Origin of the sequence: Pseudomonas sp. ABC1, from assembly GCF_013395055.1 — a bacterium.
Classification (GTDB): Bacteria; Pseudomonadota; Gammaproteobacteria; order Pseudomonadales; family Pseudomonadaceae; genus Stutzerimonas.
In genome coordinates this window covers 2,542,436-2,559,480 of record NZ_CP058349.1, presented here as the reverse complement: position 1 = coordinate 2,559,480, position 17,045 = coordinate 2,542,436, and the positions used below count along the sequence as shown (strand labels likewise).

Here is a 17,045-nt window from a genome sequence, read left to right as displayed (position 1 = left end):
ATGTACTTCCCCAGGCTCTACCCGGATGAACTGCTTTACAGCGGTATTGCCCGGTGCCGGGCACATCTGGGGATCGGCAACCACAAGACTTTGCTGCACATGCTGTTCGGTGACAGCAAGGTTGCCGCGATCACCGATCTGCCCACACACCTGACTGCGTTGGCGAACAGCACGGGCTTGGATGCGGAAGGCATGATCCTGAATCACACGCTGTTCCCGCTCTATGCCCCTTTCATTCCGCAGGAGCGCCGTACCGATCTTTTTCAGGCCATGCTTGCTCCCGATCGGTCGACGATTGGTCTGTCAGGGGCCTCGACGGCCTTGGTCAAGTGGCCCGATTGGCTGCGTTACTGCCCGATTTGCTTTGAAGATATGGCTGCACGCTACGGTGAACCCTACTGGCGCCGTAGCTGGCAGATTCAAGGTATAGATGCTTGTCCCGAGCATGGTTGCCAGCTCCTGAACTCACCTATCCCGTTCCGCCGAGCACAGCGTCATGAGTTTCATCCAGCCTCTCCACGGTTTCTGCCCCGTGATCTTCGTGTGTGTCTCCCAAGCGAAGAGGCTATCAGGCTGGCCAAGGCTGCTATGCAGCTGCTGGCGCTCGGAGAGATGCAGTCGCCTGGCTACGGACGCTGGACCAACCTGTACCGGTACTTGGCTACAGAGTGCGGTGCCAGGCGCGGCAGGCAGGTCAGGGCTGAAGTCATCTGGGAGAAGATCCAGACATCCCATTGCAGGGATTGGCTTGCTGCGAACGGTCTGCTGACATCCGAAGAGCCTCCACCTTGGCTGTTGGCGATGTTCAGAAAGCATCGCAAGGCATTCAGTGCGCTGCAGCATTTGATCGTCTGGACCAGCCTGTGCCCTGGCCAGCATGCTGGCGAACTAATCAGCGAGGCGCAGACCCGCCAGGTCGGCCTTGCCTCCGACCGGTTAGTACAGCTGCTCCCTGCTGAGTTTGAGCAAAAGCAGCAGTACCGAGCCATTTGGCTGCAAGCACTGGCGAATCACGGTGGCGCCAAGGCTGCCAGGCAAGACGGCGTGGGGGCATGTTACGCCTGGCTCTATCGTCATGACCGCCACTGGCTGATGGCTGCTAACCAAGCCAGGCAGCGCCGACAGGGCAACAACAGCCACATTGACTGGCGAGCGCGTGACAGAAGGTTGGTGCGCCTGCTGATTCGGATTGGCAGAGGTAGCGAAGAAGACCTTGGCCTTCCGCGCATGAGTCGCAACTGGTTCCTACAGCAGCTACCCCACCGGGCATCAGTCGAGCACCGTCTCGATCAACTGCCTCTGTGCCGTACCTTCCTGAATCGCTACTCCGAGTCCGTCGGCGAGTATCAGGTCCGTCGCCTGACTACCGCGATACTGGAGGATATACAGACAGGCATAACGTCCAAGCGCTGGGAGCTTGAAAAGCGTTGTGGATTGGAAAAAAGCAGGGTGGCACCACTGACCACTGCGTTCATTCGATTGATAGGAAGATGGATTGAATAGGACAGTATTTCGTCAGATCCCGAACGGATCCAAGTTGCTGGGCGTTGGAAGTTTTTCCAGAGCCCCGATTCCTGCAGCCGAGTGGCGTTTGGCGGCTCTCTTTGAGCGTAACGGTCAGTTGCGGTTGCGGCGATTCGCACAGGAGATGTCGTGTGTCTTGGCCGTTGGTCGAGAGTTTCCTGGCGAAGAGGGCGCTCCTTATCGCTCCAGAGGTTTCAAGAAGACGGTGGTGCTTCCTGCAACAGATACCTGGCAGGAAAGGTCGTTGGGTGAGAGCCCGCGTCTGGCCAGAAGGCTTGCTGCAAATCCTGAGATATCTGTGCAGCGATGCTTTGTGTTCGACGTCGATGGGCTGACCGTCTGGTTACCGAAATTTGAGCTGGCGCGAAAAATGTTCTTTCACGCGGCCTTCCTCGTACGTGCAGCCTTCGTACCGAATGGCTTGGATATGGCCTTCACGCTCTACAGAGAGGGGGATGTTGTTCATATCCATACGCCCCCGAAGACAGGTGCGCCAAGTCAGCTTCTCAAAATCAAGGCATACCGAGACCATTTCAGTTGGTTGCTGCTGAATCAGGATGTGAAACGATCCTTCGAATCAATCTGGCAAAGCCTCAACCAAGGGCAAGAGCGGGCACCGCAAGATCCGGCGTATGCCAGGTGGCAGTTCGACTTTCAGGCACCCCCTTCCCTCGCGGGTACTTCCATGGATGTACGAGGTCCCTTTGATCCGGAAAGCAACGAATTGCTGGTCTGGGAGATTGAAACGCTTCAGGGGCTCCGGTTTGGCCATCGCGGTGATATTTTTTTCCATCACCCTGCGCTCAAGTTACCCGTCAAGGGGGAAAAAGCAGGCTGTGTATCTGTGCCATCAAGAGCTGAAGACGTGGAGGTGGATGTTGACGAAGAGCCTACGGCAGCCAGAGAGCAGAGGTTGATTCATCTACCCGTCGAGGGCTTCACGTTTGATGCTCAGCTGCACACCAAGATTGCCTACAACGGGGAGCGTGCCAACGGTCATGGCAAGAAGGTTGATGACGAGCAATGCCCGAACAAAGAAAGCCAACTCTTTGGCGTGGCTAATCCGTTGAGCGGTGGCAGCATCGCGTCAGGAGAGTTCCAGCAATTGGGCGATGGCACAGGTGATGGGGACGAGCATGAACGGCTTGCGGATCGTTTCTCACTGCTCCGAGATATTCTTGAGCAAATCACCCAAGGGTCAAGAGTCGCGTTGGTATCGCTGGAGGTGAGGCCTCTGCCGCCCGTTCCACGCTGCAGTTACCACATGATCGATCACGAAAATCCACGCTGTTATTTGCTTGCCAAGTTCAAGCTGAAAAACGGTGATCAACGCTACCTTCTGGAAATAGATACCTCAGACAACCGGAAAACCATGTCGACGCGGGTCATGGGTTTCAAAGCAGGTGTTGAGGCAGGGAAATGCATAGACAGGATCTTGAGGGAAACAGTGAAAGCCTCGTTGCGCTGGCCTAGTTCTATGACGAAGTACTGTGAGCCTTTGCACTCCGTACATCACCCGAAAGAAAGCTCATCTGGTACCGAGCGTACCCGGCTGTTTGATTGGAAGCAGCGGATACGCGAGGCCCTGAGCTGAGGCCAAAATGATCCATAAGTTGGCTCTAATGAGGTTGAGCATGAGCCATGCTTTAATCGGGCAAGCCAAGGATTGCATGCCAGGCTTGGTCGGGATTCGGTATCCTCTATACCTTTGGTCACGGGAAAGACGCAGCATGGTGTGCTCTGAAAGCAACCGCTTGGGCGTCAACCGTGCTGATCGGCACAAGGACACCGATTTTGAGCGATTCAAGCATCACCCTCAGCCAGCTGGAGAGCCATCTCTGGGAGTCCGCCAACATCCTGCGTGGCCCGGTGGACGCGGCTGACTTCAAGACCTACATCTTCCCGCTGCTCTTCTTCAAGCGCATCTGTGATGTCTGGGACGAGGAATACGCCGAGATCGTCGAGGAGAGCGGCGACGCCGAGCTGGCACTGTTCCCCGAGTCACACCGCTTCCAGATCCCCGAGTTCTGCCACTGGGAGGACGTTCGGGAGAAGTCGATCAACGTCGGCTCGGCCCTGCAGTGGGCCATGCGCGCCATCGAGCGCGCCAATCCCGACACCCTCTACGGTGTGTTCGGCGATGCCCAGTGGACCAACAAGGAGCGCCTCTCGGATGCGCTGCTGAAAGACCTGATCGAACACTTCTCGCGCCTGCCCCTGGGTAACCGCAACGTGGCATCCGACGTGCTGGGGGATGCCTACGAATACCTGATCAAGAAGTTCGCTGACGCCACTAACAAGAAGGCTGGCGAGTTCTATACCCCACGCAGCGTGGTGCGCCTGATGATCGAGATGCTCGATCCGAAAGAAGGCGAAACCATCTACGACCCTGCCTGTGGTACGGGCGGCATGCTGCTGGCAGCTGTACAGCACGTGAAGGAGCAGCACGGCGACGTCAAACGCTTGTGGGGCAAGCTCTACGGTCAGGAAAAGAACCTGGCCACCTCTGCCATCGCCCGGATGAACCTGTTCCTGCATGGCATCGAGGACTTCCAGATCGTTCGCGGTGACACCCTGCGTAATCCGGCATTCTACGATGTCGACCGCCTGGCCACCTTCGACTGCGTGATTGCCAACCCGCCGTTCTCGCTGGAGAAGTGGGGGGAAGAACTGTGGGGGAGCGATCCCTTTGGGCGCAACTTCGCAGGTGTTCCTCCGTCCGGTTCCGGCGACTTCGCCTGGGTTCAGCACATGGTCAAGTCCATGGCCAAGGGCAACGGGCGCATGGCTGTGGTACTGCCGCAGGGGGCTCTGTTCCGCAAGGGGGTAGAAGGAACCATCCGCCAGAAGTTGCTGGAATTGGATCTGATCGAAGGCGTCATCGGCCTGGCACCGAACCTCTTCTACGGCACCGGCCTGGCCGCGTGCATCTTATTGTTGCGCCTGCGCAAGCCCGAGGCCAAGAAACGCAAGGTGATGATTGCAGATGCCTCGCGCCTGTTCCGCCGCGGCCGGGCGCAAAACTTCCTAGAGCTCGAACACGCCAAGCAGATTCAGGGTTGGTACGAGCAGTTCGTCGATGTACCCGACGCCGTGCGGATTGTCGACCTTGACGAGATCAAGGCCGAAGACTGGACGCTGAATATCTCGCGCTATGTGCTTCCGCCACTGCAGGAGGATATCCCGCCGCTGCCGGAAGCGATTGCCGCCTTCAAGGAGGCGCTTAACCGTTGCCGCGAGGCGGAAGAGCGGCTCGCGCAGGTCATGACTGAAGGAGGATGGTTGCCATGAGTTCAGACCGCCCCTTCAAAGACAACAAGATCATCACTGAAGAAATGGCGAACGTTGCGCGTATGCGATTGAAGGAAAAGTTTGCCCAAATGGAGCAAGAGAAGCCAGGCAGCCCTAAGCGCATCACCCAACAGGAACTGGAAAGCTACCTCTGGGGCGCCGCAGTCCTGCTGCGCGGCCTCATCGATGCCGGCGACTACAAGCAGTTCATCTTCCCGCTGCTGTTCTTCAAGCGCGTCTCCGACGTGTGGGACGAGGAATACCAGTCCGCCCTGCAGGAGTCGGATGGTGACCTGTCCTACGCCGAGTTCGCCGAGAACCATCGTTTCCAGATCCCGGCCGGCGCGCACTGGCGCGATGTCCGCCAGGTGCCGATGAACGTCGGCATGGCCATCCAGAAAGCCATGCGTGACATCGAAGCGGCCAACCCGGAGCTGCTCGACGGCATCTTCGGCGATGCCGCCTGGACGAACCGCGAGCGCCTGCCCGATGAAACCCTCAAGGACCTGATCGAGCACTTCTCGACCCAGACCCTCTCGGTCGCCAACGTACCCGAGGATGAGCTGGGCAACGCCTACGAGTACCTGATCAAGAAGTTTGCCGACGACTCCGGCCACACCGCCGCCGAGTTCTACACCAATCGCACCGTCGTGCATCTGATGACCCAGTTGCTCAAGCCCCAGGCCGGCGAGTCGATCTACGACCCCACCTGCGGCACCGGCGGCATGTTGATCTCCGCGCTCGACGAGGTGAAGCGCTCCGGGGGCGAGTACCGCACACTCAAACTCTACGGTCAGGAACGCAACCTGATCACCTCGTCCATCGCCCGGATGAACCTGTTCCTGCACGGCGTCGAGGACTTCCAGATCATTCGTGGCGACACCCTCGCCGAGCCCAAGCACATTGCCGGCGACCGCCTGCGCAAGTTCGACGTGATCCTGGCCAACCCGCCGTACTCGATCAAGCAATGGAACCGCACGGCTTGGGAGCAGGATGCCTGGGGGCGCAACTTCCTTGGCACGCCGCCGCAGGGACGGGCGGACTATGCCTTCCAGCAGCACATCCTCGCCAGTCTCAGCGACAAGGGCCGCAGTGCGGCGCTGTGGCCGCATGGAGTGCTGTTCCGCAACGAAGAGCAGTCGATGCGCGCCAAGATGGTCGAGCAGGACTGGGTCGAGGGCGTCATTGGCCTGGGGCCAAACCTGTTCTACAACTCGCCGATGGAGTCCTGCATCCTGATCTGCAACCGGCACAAGCCTGCCGAGCGCAAGGGTAAGGTGCTGTTCATCGATGCCGTCAACGAGGTGACCCGCGAGCGGGCGCAGAGCTTCCTCAAGCCCGAGCAGCAGAAGCGCATCCTCGATGCCTGGCTGGCGTTTGCCGACGAGCCGGGCTTTGCCCGCGCGGTCACCCTGGACGACCTCGCCGGCAACGGCTTCAACCTGTCCATCCCGCTCTACGTGAAGCGCCAGAGCAGCAGCGCCTCGGCAGGCCAGCAGGCACAGAGCCTGCAGGACGCCTGGGCCAGCTGGCAGGACAGCGGCCGAGCGTTCTGGCTGCAGATGGATGAACTGGTGGAAACGCTGGATGGGCTGATCGCGCAGGAGAGAGCCGATGCGTAGCGCCGTCGAACTGCTGGACGAGCTTAATGCGGTGGACGAGTCCGCGCGCATCGAGGCCAAGCGTGCCAGCGACATCGGCAAGTCGGTTATGGAGACGGTGATCGCCTTCGCCAATGAACCCGGTCTGGACGGTGGCTACCTGCTGCTGGGCGTGGACTGGTCGCTCAACGATAAGGGCGATACCGTTTACCGGCCTGTGGGCTTCCTCGATCCGGACAAGGTTCAGCGTAATCTCGCCAGCCAGTGTGCCAGCATGCTCAACGTCACGCTGCGCCCGGAAATGCAGCTGGAACAGGTGGATGGCAAGACGCTGCTGGTGGTGTATGTGCCTGAGGCCGACGTCACCCACAAACCCATCTACAAGAAAGCCACGGGCTTGCCGGGGGGCGCCTACCGCCGTATCGGCTCTAGTGACCAGCGCTGCGTGGATGAAGACCTGTGGGTGTTGCGCGGGGAAAGCCAGCCCCTGCATGGCCCAGATTCCAGCGTGCTGTCCGATGCCCGGCTGGATGACTTCGACCCTTCCGCCATTGCCGCCTACCGGCGTGACCGCGCCCGCATCAATCCCCAGGCCGAGGAGCTGGCCTATGGCGACGAGGACATGCTCGAAGCTCTGGGTGCTGTGCGGCGTATGGAGGGAGCGCTGCAGCCGACGTTGGCCGGCATCGTGCTTTTCGGCAAGCCTCTGGCCTTGCGCCGGTTGCTGCCCATGGTGCGCATCGACTACATCCGTGTGCCTGGCACCGAGTGGGTGGAAGACCCGGAAAACCGCTTCCAGTCCATCGACATCCGCAAGCCGCTGCTGCTGGCGTTGCCGCAGGCCGAAGCCAGCATCATCGACGAGTTGCCTAAGGGCTTTCGCCTGCCGGAGGGCCAGTTGCAGAGCGTTCAGGAGCCCATCCTGCCGCGCAAGGTGATCCGCGAGGCGCTGGCCAATGCGGCCATGCACCGCAACTACACCCTGCACAGTCCGACGCAGATCATCCGTTACAGCAACCGCATCGAGATCCGCAACGTCGGCTACTCCCTCAAGGAGCCGGCACAGCTGGGCTTACCCGGTTCACGCCTGCGCAATCCGGCCATCGCGGCGGTGCTGCATGACCTGCACCTGGCCGAGGCCAAGGGCACCGGCATTCGCGCCATGCGGCGGCTGGCGGCTGATGCCGGCCTGCCGCTGCCAGAGTTTCACTCTGATCGCCAAGCCAATGAGTTCAGGCTCACCCTGTTCCTGCACAATCTGCTGACGGAAGAAGACCACACTTGGCTGCGCAACTATGCCGGCAGCAATCTGGGGCCCGATGAGGCCAAGGTACTGATCTATGTGCGGGCCACCGGGGCGGTGGACAACACCGCCTGCCGGGATTTCTGCGGCTCGGATACCCTGACCGCCAGCCAGGTGCTGCGCCGGCTGCGCGACCGTGGCCTGCTGCTCAAGCAGGGGGCGGGTAGCCGCACCTACTACGTGCTGAATTCGGCGGAGCACGCACCTCTGCCAGAAACCGTGCAGCCTGAGCTGCCCCTGGGAATCCCCACAAGCCTAGCGGAGGATGTGGGGATTTCGCTGAATCCCCACAAGCTCGACTCAGGATCCCCACAAGCTCTTGTGGGGATTTCTGCGGAACTGCGGCAACGCATCCAGGTCGCGGGCCAGAAACCGCGTAAGGCCACGGTGCGCGAGCTGCTGCGCGAGCTGTGTGCGCTGCGCCCCTATACCGCCCAGGATCTGTCGCAGATCCTCGGGCGCAAGGACTCCCGCGAACTCACACGCACGCACCTCAAGCCCATGCGCGAGGCCGGCATACTGACGCTGCTGTATCCGGAAAGCGAAAAACACCCCCACCAGGCCTACCGGACGGTGAGAGAAGACAAGGAGCAGGATGCCAATGCCTGAGCAGAACAAGACCCTGAAACCCGGCTGGCGTCGGGTGAAGTTTGGCGATGTGGTGCGACTGTCCAAGGCGCGCAGCCAAGACCCGCTGGCCGATGGCTTCGAGCGTTACCTGGGCCTGGAGCATCTGGAGCCCGGCGATCTGCGTATCCGCAGCTGGGGCAATGTGGCCGATGGCGTCACCTTCACCAACGTCTTCAAGCCCGGCCAGGTGCTGTTCGGCAAGCGCCGCGCCTACCAGCGCAAGGTCGCCGTCGCGGAGTTCGCGGGCGTGTGCTCGGGCGACATCTACGTGCTGGAGAGCAAGGATGCGAGCGTACTGCTGCCGGAGTTGCTGCCGTTTATTTGCCAGACTGATGCCTTCTTCGAACATGCTGTGGGCACCTCGGCGGGGTCGTTGAGTCCGCGTACCAATTGGACGAGCTTGGCGGATTTTGAGTTCAACTTGCCGCTGATGGATGAACAACATCGGATTGTCACGCTTCTCGACTCTATTGAGGAATGCTTGATTTCTTTCGCGGAAGCTGACCTCGCGACAAGAACACTAGAAAACTCACATCTTGAGGATGTATTGGCTTCGGTGTCGGTTGAACGTGTCATTGCGGTCGAAAAACTGGTGCCGCATGGGCCAAAGAATGGAGTCTCTCCGAAAGCAAATGCAGACGAGCGAGGATACCCAACACTCAGCATCGGCGCCGTAAGGGACGGGCGCATAGTGGCAGAGGGCAACACTAAGTACGCAGAGATATCCGAAGCTGAAGCTGCTGCGTTTGAGCTGAAGACGAACGACGTGCTTGTTGTCCGTGGAAACGGGAACAAGCTGCTCGTAGGCAAGAGTGGTCTTGTCGATGCGGTTCCCAAAGGTTGCTTTTATCCAGATCTGCTTATTCGGCTCAAATTTGATAAGGCGATCATCCGGCCCGAGTTTGCAGTTTTACAGTGGAACAGCCAGAGCACACACAATCGTCTGATCTCACGTGCAAAATCCACAAATGGGATCTGGAAGATTAACGGTGCAGATATTCGCCAACACGAGCTCAAGGTTCCAGAAGTAGAAGAGCAGGATGCTCTGCTGGTTGAGATGAGAGCAATTCGAGCCGCTCGCAAGGAAATATCTACCCGCAAGACGGAGGCTCAGAAGTTAAAACAGCATGCGCTCAGGTCGATTGAGAGTGGGGGCGCAAATGGCATTTAACGAATCCAACACAGTTGAAGCCTACGTCCGCGATCTACTCGCTGGCCCGCTCAAGCCCGCCAAGCCGGGTAGCCTCCAGGAGACCGCAGCACCCTACGGTATCGGCAGCAAGGGTATCGGCTGGAGCCATGTCGCTCCTGCCGAGGTGCCGCGCCAGATCCAGGAAGTGCTGGTCGAGCCCTGGCTGCGCGCCGCGCTGATCCGCCTGAACCCGGAGATCGCCGAGCAGCCCGACCGCGCCGACGAGGTGCTCTACAAGCTGCGCGCCATCGTGCTGTCGGTACGCTCGGATGGCCTAATCCGCGCCAACGAGGAAATGACCGCCTGGATGCGCGGCGAACGCTCCATGCCGTTCGGCCTGAACAACGAGCATGTGCCGGTACGTCTGATCGACTTCGCTACGCCCGAGCAGAACCAGTACGTGGTGACCCAGCAGTTCGTCTACCGCGCCGGAGCCACCGAGCGCCGCGCCGATCTGGTGCTGCTGGTCAACGGCCTGCCACTGGTACTGATCGAGGCCAAGACGCCGACCCGCAAGGCGGTCAGCTGGGTGGACGGCGCCCTGCAGGTGCATGACGACTACGAGAAGTTCGTCCCCGAGCTGTTCGTCTGCAACGTGTTCTCGGTGGCCACCGAGGGCAAGGAATACCACTACGGCTCCATCGGCCTGCCAGTGAAGGACTGGGGCCCCTGGCATCTGGATGGCGAAGGCAGCGATGCCCTGCAGCATCCACTGAAGAGCCTGCAGCGCGCCGCCGAGAGCATGCTGCGCCCCCATGTGGTGCTCGATATCCTCGCCAGCTTCACCCTGTTCGCCACTGACAAGAAGCAGCGCCGGATCAAGATCATCTGCCGCTACCAGCAGTACGAGGCGGCCAACCGGATCGTTGAGCGGGTGCTGGCCGGCTACCCGAAGAAGGGCCTGATCTGGCACTTCCAAGGCTCGGGCAAGTCGTTGCTGATGGTGTTCGCCGCGCAGAAGCTGCGCATGCACCCGCTGCTGAAGAACCCCACGGTGCTGATCGTGGTTGATCGCATCGACCTAGACAGCCAGATCACCGGCACCTTCGCTGCGGCCGACATTCCCAACCTGGAAAAGGCCGACTCCCGCGACAAGCTGCAGCAACTGCTCGCGCAGGACGTACGTAAGATCATCATCACCACCATCTTCAAGTTCGGTGAGGCCGATGGTGCGCTGAACCCGCGCAGCAACATCATCGCCCTGGTGGACGAGGCGCACCGGACCCAGGAGGGCGATCTGGGTCGCAAGATGCGCGAGGCACTGCCCAATGCCTTCCTGTTCGGCCTGACCGGCACGCCGATCAACCGCACCGACCGCAACACCTTCTACACCTTCGGCGCTGACGAGGACGAGAAGGGCTACATGAGCCGCTACGGCTTCGAGGAGTCGATCCGCGACGGCGCCACGTTGCAGCTGCACTTCGAGCCGCGCTTGGTGGATCTGCACATCGACAAGGCCGCCATCGATGCCGCTTATGCCGAGATGACCGGCAGCCTGTCCGATCTGGATAAGGACAACCTCGCCAAGACCGCCGCCAAGATGGCGGTGCTGGTGAAGACGCCGGAGCGTATTCGCCGAATCTGCGAGGACATCGTCCAGCACTTCCAGAGCAAGGTGGAGCCGAACGGTTTCAAGGGGCAGATCGTCACCTTCGACCGGGAGTCCTGCCTGCTGTTCAAGACCGAGCTGGACAAGCTGCTGCCGCCCGAGGCCAGCGAGATCGTCATGTCGGTACAGGCCGCCGACAAGAAGGAGCATCCTGAGTACGCTGCCTACGACCGTTCGCGTGACGAGGAGGAGCGGCTGTTGGATCGCTTCCGCGACGCCAACGACCCGCTGAAGCTGATCATCGTCACTGCCAAGCTGCTCACCGGCTTCGATGCGCCGATCCTGCAGGCGATGTACTTGGACAAGCCGCTGCGCGACCATACCTTGCTGCAGGCGATCTGCCGGGTGAACCGCACCTACTCGGAGCAGAAGACCCACGGCCTGATCGTCGACTACCTGGGCATCTTCGACGACGTGGCCGCCGCCCTGGAGTTCGATGACCAGAGCGTCAAACAGGTGGTCAGCAACATCCAAGAGCTGAAGGACAAGCTGCCCGAGGTCATGCAGAAGTGCCTGGCCTTCTTCCCCGGCGTGGACCGCACCCAAGAAGGCTACGAGGGGCTGATCGCTGCCCAGCAGTGCCTGCCCAACAACGAAGTGCGCGACAACTTCGCCGCCGAGTACAGCCTGCTCAACAAGATCTGGGAAGCACTGTCGCCCGATCCTCTGCTGGGAGCCTATGCCGTCGACTACAAGTGGCTGAGCCAGGTGTACCAATCGGTGCAGCCCTCCAGCGGCCACGGCAAGCTGATCTGGCACTCGCTGGGCGCCAAGACCATCGAGCTCATCCACCAGAACGTGCATGTCGATGCCGTGCGCGACGATCTGGACACCCTGATCCTGGATGCCGACCTGCTGGAGGCAGTGCTGTCCAATCCCGAGCCGAAGAAGGCCAAGGAAATCGAGATCAAGGTTGCCAGGCGACTACGCAAGCACCTTGGCAATCCCAAGTTCAAGAAGCTCTCCGAGCGCCTGGACGCACTGCGCGACCGCTTCGAGTCCGGGGTGCTCAACAGTGTCGAGTTCCTCAAGCAGCTGCTTGAGATCGCCAAGGAGGTGCTGCAGGCCGAGAAGGAAGTGCCGCCCGAGGAGGACGAAGATCGCGGCAAGGCAGCTCTCAGCGAGCTGTTCAACGAAGTCAAGACGGCGGAAACGCCGATCATCGTCGAGCGGGTGGTGGCAGACATCGACGAGATCGTCCGCTTGGTTCGCTTCCCCGGCTGGCAGGACACCCTGGCCGGCGAGCGGGAGGTGAAGAAGGCCCTGCGCAAAGCCCTGTTCAAGTACCGTCTGCACCAGGATGAGGAGCTGTTCGAGAAGGCCTACAGCTATATTCGGCAGTACTACTGAGTGTCTGCTCCACTGCTGTGCTTAGATGCGCCCTGCCGTGGGTGTTCCTGAGCTCCAGGATCGACTAGCTATGTAACTCCGACACTGGGGGCAGGAGAGAGGCTGGATCGCAGCTCAGTAGGCTGGCAATGCGGTACAGCTTCTCGACGGTGATGTTTACTTCACCACGCTCGATGCGCCCCATGTAGCTACGGTCGATGCTACAGGCCAGTGCGAGTGCATCCTGAGAAAGCCGGCAGGCCTTTCTCTGCGTACGGATGCGTCCCCCCAACGCTTTCGCCAACTGATCCATAACCGCCTCAACTCCACTTGAGGCGGCAATATCCTGCGTTTGCGGACGCATAGACCACGGACTATAATCCGCATTTTTCCGCTAAGACCCATCGGGTACCCGCATGAAACCTGCCTCGTTCATCTTCGACAGGCGGCTGTATGAGCTGCTTCAGGAAGAGGGGCGCACCCAGTTCACGACCTGTGAATTGCGGGATGCCTATGCCAAGCGCCTGGAAGGCATGACCTTTCGTCTCGGCGATGTGCGCCGCTATGTGTACGAGCAGGTCCGTCGCCTGCTCCGCGCAGGTTGGCTCTTGCCTGATGAAGAGCGCCGCTCACGGGGACAGGTCTACCACCTGCAATCGCTCCCTGAGAACCTGCAACTGGAGCTGGTCGATGGTGGGTTCGAAAACAGCTTCAAGGCCGTGCGCAAGCCGGAGCCGCCAGTCCCTGAGCACGGAAGTGTGCCGCCTAATCCTTCATCCAATGCAGAACAGCATCTAGACGTTCTTCTCAAGGAGATCCGGCTCGACTTCTTGTCGGCGATGGGGGAGGCCGAGCGTTACAAGCTGCTCATCGACGATATGCCGCATCTGCGCAATAAGGTTGAAGCCGAGTACCTCGAAGCCAGAGATCGAAGTTCACGTCTGTTGGGCCACCTCCGCGCCGTCGAGAAGACGCTCAAGACGCTTGCCTCGGCGCGATGACCTCCTCCCTGAGAGACTGGCAGCGCCGCTGCATCGATACGGCGTTGGAACACTTTCTTTCCACGCCGCATTTCTTCTGCCAGGCAACGCCGGCCGCTGGCAAGACGCGTATGGCCGCAGAGCTGGCCTACCGCCTGCTGGAGCAAGACAGGGTCGATCTGGTGCTCTGCTTCGCGCCATCGTGCCAGGTCGTCGAGGGCTTCCGCTCTACATTTACGGCGGTACTCGGTAAGCGTCTGGATGGTCTGCTCGGCGCGGTGGGGGCCGCGTACACCTATCAGGCAATGGATTACCGGGACGAGGGATTCTGGCGACTCCTCGATGATTACCGCGTGTTCGCGATCTTCGATGAGATCCACCACTGCGCCGGCCATGATCCACTGCTGAGCAACGCCTGGGGACAGCAGATCCTACAACGGGTACAAGATCGCGCGGCCTTCACCCTTGCTCTTTCTGGTACGCCATGGCGCTCTGACGACCGGGCGATTGCTCTGGCCCGTTACTCGACACCCGAAGGGCACCTGATTTGCGATTATCGCTATGGCCTGAAAGAAGCTATTGCTGACGGGGTCTGCCGCTCGCCCCGGATCGTCCTCCTCGACAACCAGAAGGTACAGCTCACTGAGGAGCTGGAGACCGAGAGCACCGTCAGGCTGTTTCCAAGCATCGCCCAACTATTGGGGGAATCCCCCGTCACTTTTGAAGAACTGCTGCGCCATGACGAGGTGATCGATCAACTGCTCGGCTTGGGTTGTGCCAAGCTGGATGAGCTTCGCCAGACCAAGCCGGATGCTGCTGGTCTGGTAGTTGCCACCGATATTGAGCACGCCCAGCAGATTGCCCTGGCGTTGGAAGCCAGAGGGGAAGGCTGCCGAGTAGTGACCAACCGGACTCCGGACGCTCAGCAGGTGATCAATGCATTCAGACACAGCGACTGCCGCTGGATCGTCGCCGTGGGGATGATCAGTGAGGGGACGGACATTCCCCGCCTGCAGGTGTGCTGCTATCTCAGCCGCATCCGTACCGAGTTGCACTATCGACAAGTGTTGGGGCGGGTGCTGCGGCGCATGGGCGAGCCTGACGATCAGGCATGGCTGTTCATGCTGGCTGAGCCTACGCTGCGGCGCTTCGCTGAGCGCATTGCTGATGATCTTCCGGATGACTTGGCGGTTCTGAGCCAAGTGCAGATGCCTGCCGACTCGATTAGCTCGATGGCTGATGGGGGGCGGGCTGGCAGCGATGTCTATGGTCGAAGTGGCGGTGAAGCTGGACAGCCTCCAGAGGTCCGTGTGGCAGGTGGCTACTCGCTAGGGAATTTTTCTGCCGAGCCGAGTTATCAGGTCAGTTTCTCTCAGCACTACCGGCAACTGCTGTTGGCCTGTTTCTGATGGTCGAGAGCTGTCTGTCCTGCTCCGTAGTCTAGGTGGGGGCTCACCTGCTCTTGCTGCTTTTCTGGAGAAATGCATTGGGTGGTGGCAATATGCAATCTGAGTAAGGGTGACTCAAAGCGCTCTCGGTGATGCACAAGGACGTATATTTGAAGATTGATAACTACTACTGCGCCACCGACGACGGCCTTTACGTTTATCTCCCAGTGCGTTTCTACGAACTGACGCTGAAGCACCGGCTGCTTGAGCAGTTAGGTGGTTTCTCCCACTTGCTATTGGATGCGCTGACCCTGTTACCTGAGCAGGGAATAGATTGGGTACTAGAACTCACCGGGCTCAGCCTGCAACAACTACAGCCTATTCTCAATCGCCTAGATGGGCTTGGGTTGGTGAATGGGGGGCAGTTGAGCCAACGGGGAGAAAAGCTAACCGCTTGGAAAGGCCTGTTGCATGGCCAGACCCGCCACGTTTGGCTGGACGGCCACCACAAAAGCCATTCCTTTTGTGGTGACGACTCCTTGAATGTGGTGGAACTGGGCGAAGACGCCTCGTTTGTCATAAGACGCTGGCATCAGGGCAATGGTAAGCCGCGAAGTTGGTCTTGCTTGGATTGGAACGAAGACTGCGAACGCCAGAAAAACCGCATCCTGCGCTCGCCGGATGAATATTTGGGGGTAGTGTTCGAGACTTTCCGGAACTGTTTCATCGGCACCGGCTTCAATGTCCATGAGTGGGAACTCAATGTCCGATATGTATCGGGCATGCCAGAGCTTTCTGCGCTGGAGGTTCAGCTAGACCCCGCCTGCCTAGGATCCGGTGCCGCTTATGATTTTGTAGTATCTAGCCCGGTGCTTTGTATGGACACCCGTTATCGCTTACCCGATGGGGCGCCTATCGAACTACGTGATCTACAGCCTGAAGACCAGCGTCGTGCTTTGAGCTTTGGCCGTGCCGCTGAGGACACTGGGCTTTTGCTCGATACGCCGGATAGCTTCTGGATCTGGCCGGAAGTGGATGAACCAGACCGCCAGCAGGCCGTTAACTTTCTATTTCAAAACGTTGCTGTATCAGCCTCCCAAAATGAAGCACTCTTCAATCGAGATCACCACTTGGTAGACCTCTGGCAGAGTGTCGGGTTTGACTGGTCTGCCGTAGAGGGCAGCCTGCAAGAAGTAGAGGGTCTTCACCGCATCAAGGGCGACACATGAAAGCCATCGACATGTTTGCTAACGTCGTCGGGCAGGTGATGGAGGACGGGCACGTTCAGAAATACGGTGCCATATTGCTAACCCGTGGCGTTTCAGGGCTGGGTAAGCTCAATCCCACAGTCGTTTGGGTGGATGCAACAGTGGCGGTCATCGAGGCCGCTGGATCTTACTTCCGCTACTGCGCTGCACGCGAAGTCACCGAACAGCTGCGCGAATACAACCGTATGCTGGAAGCCACTCTGGCCCAAGATCTGCAACTGGGAGAGCTAGAGATCAAAGCAATAGGCAAGGAGCGAAAGGGGCGGTTGGCACACATTGAGCGCACGCTAGGGACTACCCGTCGTCAAATTTTGCTCAGTCAAAAGAAAGTTCGCAAGCAACTCTCTCTATTGAAACACATGCATACCCTCTTACAAGAAGAGCGCCTTCAGTCGGGGAGCTTCCAAGAGTTGATTGGTCTGCAAGTCTGCCTCGACAGCTGCATTGATGCCACCCTAGCTCTGCTGCTTAACTCTAACGGAGAATAGACATGAAAGCACCGACTAAATCCCCTGCGAAGAAACCGACCGTTAAGAAGCCTACCTCCAAGAAGGGGGATTCCGGCTTCAATTCTAATCAAGCGCTCGAGCTAGCCAACACCTCAGTGGATGCCATGAGGTCCTACACCGATTATAGGAAAGAGACCGAAGTAACCAAGCGTGCCCAGATTGATGGCCAGAAACAAATCATTCTTGGCGAACAGAATCTGGAAAAGGCGCGCATGGAGCATAGCGCACGCTTGGTCGAGTTAGATAACTCCGATAAGGACAGCCTCCGTCGCCATGAAGAAGCCATGGCAAAACTAGCCCGCAAGGAACGTGAGTTGGATCAAAAGCAAACACTGCAGGATCGTGTTCTTGCCCAGTTGGAGGCCAAAGAGCTCACTGCTGAGGAAGCTGCACTTTTGCTGTACGGAGCTCAGGAATAATC

General features: G+C 59.4%; 13 protein-coding genes. 12 read left to right on the top strand and 1 reads right to left on the bottom strand.

Annotated features, from left to right (window positions below; translation table 11 throughout):
- The 7 genes from HW090_RS11275 (at position 1) to HW090_RS11245 (ending at position 12,500) form a co-directional block, all read left to right on the top strand.
- A complete protein-coding gene (locus tag HW090_RS11275; protein WP_179113620.1) occupies positions 1-1,503 on the top strand; it encodes a TnsD family Tn7-like transposition protein in 1,503 nt (500 codons plus the stop codon).
- Entirely contained in the window at positions 1,496-3,118 is a 1,623-nt protein-coding gene (locus tag HW090_RS11270) for a Tn7-like element transposition protein TnsE (RefSeq protein WP_179113619.1), read from the top strand. The genes HW090_RS11275 and HW090_RS11270 overlap by 8 nt, the downstream gene beginning before the upstream one ends.
- A gap of 200 nt (positions 3,119-3,318) precedes the next feature.
- On the top strand, positions 3,319-4,815 hold the full coding sequence (locus HW090_RS11265) for a class I SAM-dependent DNA methyltransferase (protein ID WP_179113618.1): 1,497 nt from the start codon (positions 3,319-3,321) through the stop codon (positions 4,813-4,815).
- 89 nt (positions 4,816-4,904) lie between these two features.
- Positions 4,905-6,437, top strand: coding sequence for a class I SAM-dependent DNA methyltransferase (locus HW090_RS11260; RefSeq protein ID WP_218673577.1), 1,533 nt, complete (start codon positions 4,905-4,907; stop codon positions 6,435-6,437).
- Positions 6,430-8,328: an ATP-binding protein gene (locus tag HW090_RS11255; protein WP_179113616.1), complete on the top strand. Its 1,899-nt coding sequence runs from the start codon at positions 6,430-6,432 to the stop codon at positions 8,326-8,328. Before HW090_RS11260 ends, HW090_RS11255 begins: the two co-directional genes overlap by 8 nt.
- Positions 8,321-9,520 (top strand): restriction endonuclease subunit S, encoded by a 1,200-nt coding sequence (locus tag HW090_RS11250; RefSeq protein ID WP_179113615.1) that lies wholly within the window; start codon positions 8,321-8,323, stop codon positions 9,518-9,520. The genes HW090_RS11255 and HW090_RS11250 overlap by 8 nt, the downstream gene beginning before the upstream one ends.
- A complete protein-coding gene (locus HW090_RS11245) occupies positions 9,510-12,500 on the top strand; it encodes a type I restriction endonuclease subunit R (protein WP_179113614.1) in 2,991 nt (996 codons plus the stop codon). The genes HW090_RS11250 and HW090_RS11245 overlap by 11 nt, the downstream gene beginning before the upstream one ends.
- Before the next feature lie 64 nt (positions 12,501-12,564).
- Here HW090_RS11245 and HW090_RS11240 read toward each other — a convergent pair whose 3' ends face one another.
- Positions 12,565-12,792, bottom strand: coding sequence for a helix-turn-helix domain-containing protein (locus tag HW090_RS11240; RefSeq protein WP_179113613.1), 228 nt, complete (start codon positions 12,790-12,792; stop codon positions 12,565-12,567).
- A 103-nt stretch (positions 12,793-12,895) separates the two neighbouring features.
- Between HW090_RS11240 and HW090_RS11235 the strand changes: the two genes are divergently transcribed.
- The 5 genes from HW090_RS11235 (at position 12,896) to HW090_RS11215 (ending at position 17,043) form a co-directional block, all read left to right on the top strand.
- On the top strand, positions 12,896-13,480 hold the full coding sequence (locus HW090_RS11235; protein ID WP_179113612.1) for a hypothetical protein: 585 nt from the start codon (positions 12,896-12,898) through the stop codon (positions 13,478-13,480).
- Positions 13,477-14,868 carry a DEAD/DEAH box helicase gene (locus HW090_RS11230; RefSeq protein ID WP_179113611.1) on the top strand — a complete coding sequence of 464 codons (1,392 nt, stop codon included), beginning with the start codon at positions 13,477-13,479 and terminating at the stop codon, positions 14,866-14,868. The genes HW090_RS11235 and HW090_RS11230 overlap by 4 nt, the downstream gene beginning before the upstream one ends.
- 149 nt (positions 14,869-15,017) lie before the next feature.
- Positions 15,018-16,076 (top strand): hypothetical protein, encoded by a 1,059-nt coding sequence (locus tag HW090_RS11225; protein WP_179113610.1) that lies wholly within the window; start codon positions 15,018-15,020, stop codon positions 16,074-16,076.
- On the top strand, positions 16,073-16,603 hold the full coding sequence (locus HW090_RS11220) for a hypothetical protein (protein ID WP_179113609.1): 531 nt from the start codon (positions 16,073-16,075) through the stop codon (positions 16,601-16,603). The genes HW090_RS11225 and HW090_RS11220 overlap by 4 nt, the downstream gene beginning before the upstream one ends.
- A gap of 2 nt (positions 16,604-16,605) precedes the next feature.
- Positions 16,606-17,043 (top strand): hypothetical protein, encoded by a 438-nt coding sequence (locus HW090_RS11215; protein ID WP_179113608.1) that lies wholly within the window; start codon positions 16,606-16,608, stop codon positions 17,041-17,043.
- Positions 17,044-17,045 lie beyond the last annotated feature (2 nt).

What these genes read in the sequence shown, in the direction of transcription:
- HW090_RS11235 (WP_179113612.1), top strand. Translation starts at nt 12,896, where the DNA reads ATGAAACCTGCCTCGTTCATCTTCGACAGGCGGCTGTATGAGCTGCTT.
- HW090_RS11275 (WP_179113620.1), top strand. Translation starts at nt 1, where the DNA reads ATGTACTTCCCCAGGCTCTACCCGGATGAACTGCTTTACAGCGGTATT.
- HW090_RS11255 (WP_179113616.1), top strand. Translation starts at nt 6,430, where the DNA reads ATGCGTAGCGCCGTCGAACTGCTGGACGAGCTTAATGCGGTGGACGAG.
- HW090_RS11250 (WP_179113615.1), top strand. Translation starts at nt 8,321, where the DNA reads ATGCCTGAGCAGAACAAGACCCTGAAACCCGGCTGGCGTCGGGTGAAG.
- HW090_RS11260 (WP_218673577.1), top strand. Translation starts at nt 4,905, where the DNA reads ATGGAGCAAGAGAAGCCAGGCAGCCCTAAGCGCATCACCCAACAGGAA.
- HW090_RS11240 (WP_179113613.1), bottom strand. Translation starts at nt 12,792, where the DNA reads ATGGATCAGTTGGCGAAAGCGTTGGGGGGACGCATCCGTACGCAGAGA.
- HW090_RS11220 (WP_179113609.1), top strand. Translation starts at nt 16,073, where the DNA reads ATGAAAGCCATCGACATGTTTGCTAACGTCGTCGGGCAGGTGATGGAG.
- HW090_RS11230 (WP_179113611.1), top strand. Translation starts at nt 13,477, where the DNA reads ATGACCTCCTCCCTGAGAGACTGGCAGCGCCGCTGCATCGATACGGCG.
- HW090_RS11245 (WP_179113614.1), top strand. Translation starts at nt 9,510, where the DNA reads ATGGCATTTAACGAATCCAACACAGTTGAAGCCTACGTCCGCGATCTA.
- HW090_RS11215 (WP_179113608.1), top strand. Translation starts at nt 16,606, where the DNA reads ATGAAAGCACCGACTAAATCCCCTGCGAAGAAACCGACCGTTAAGAAG.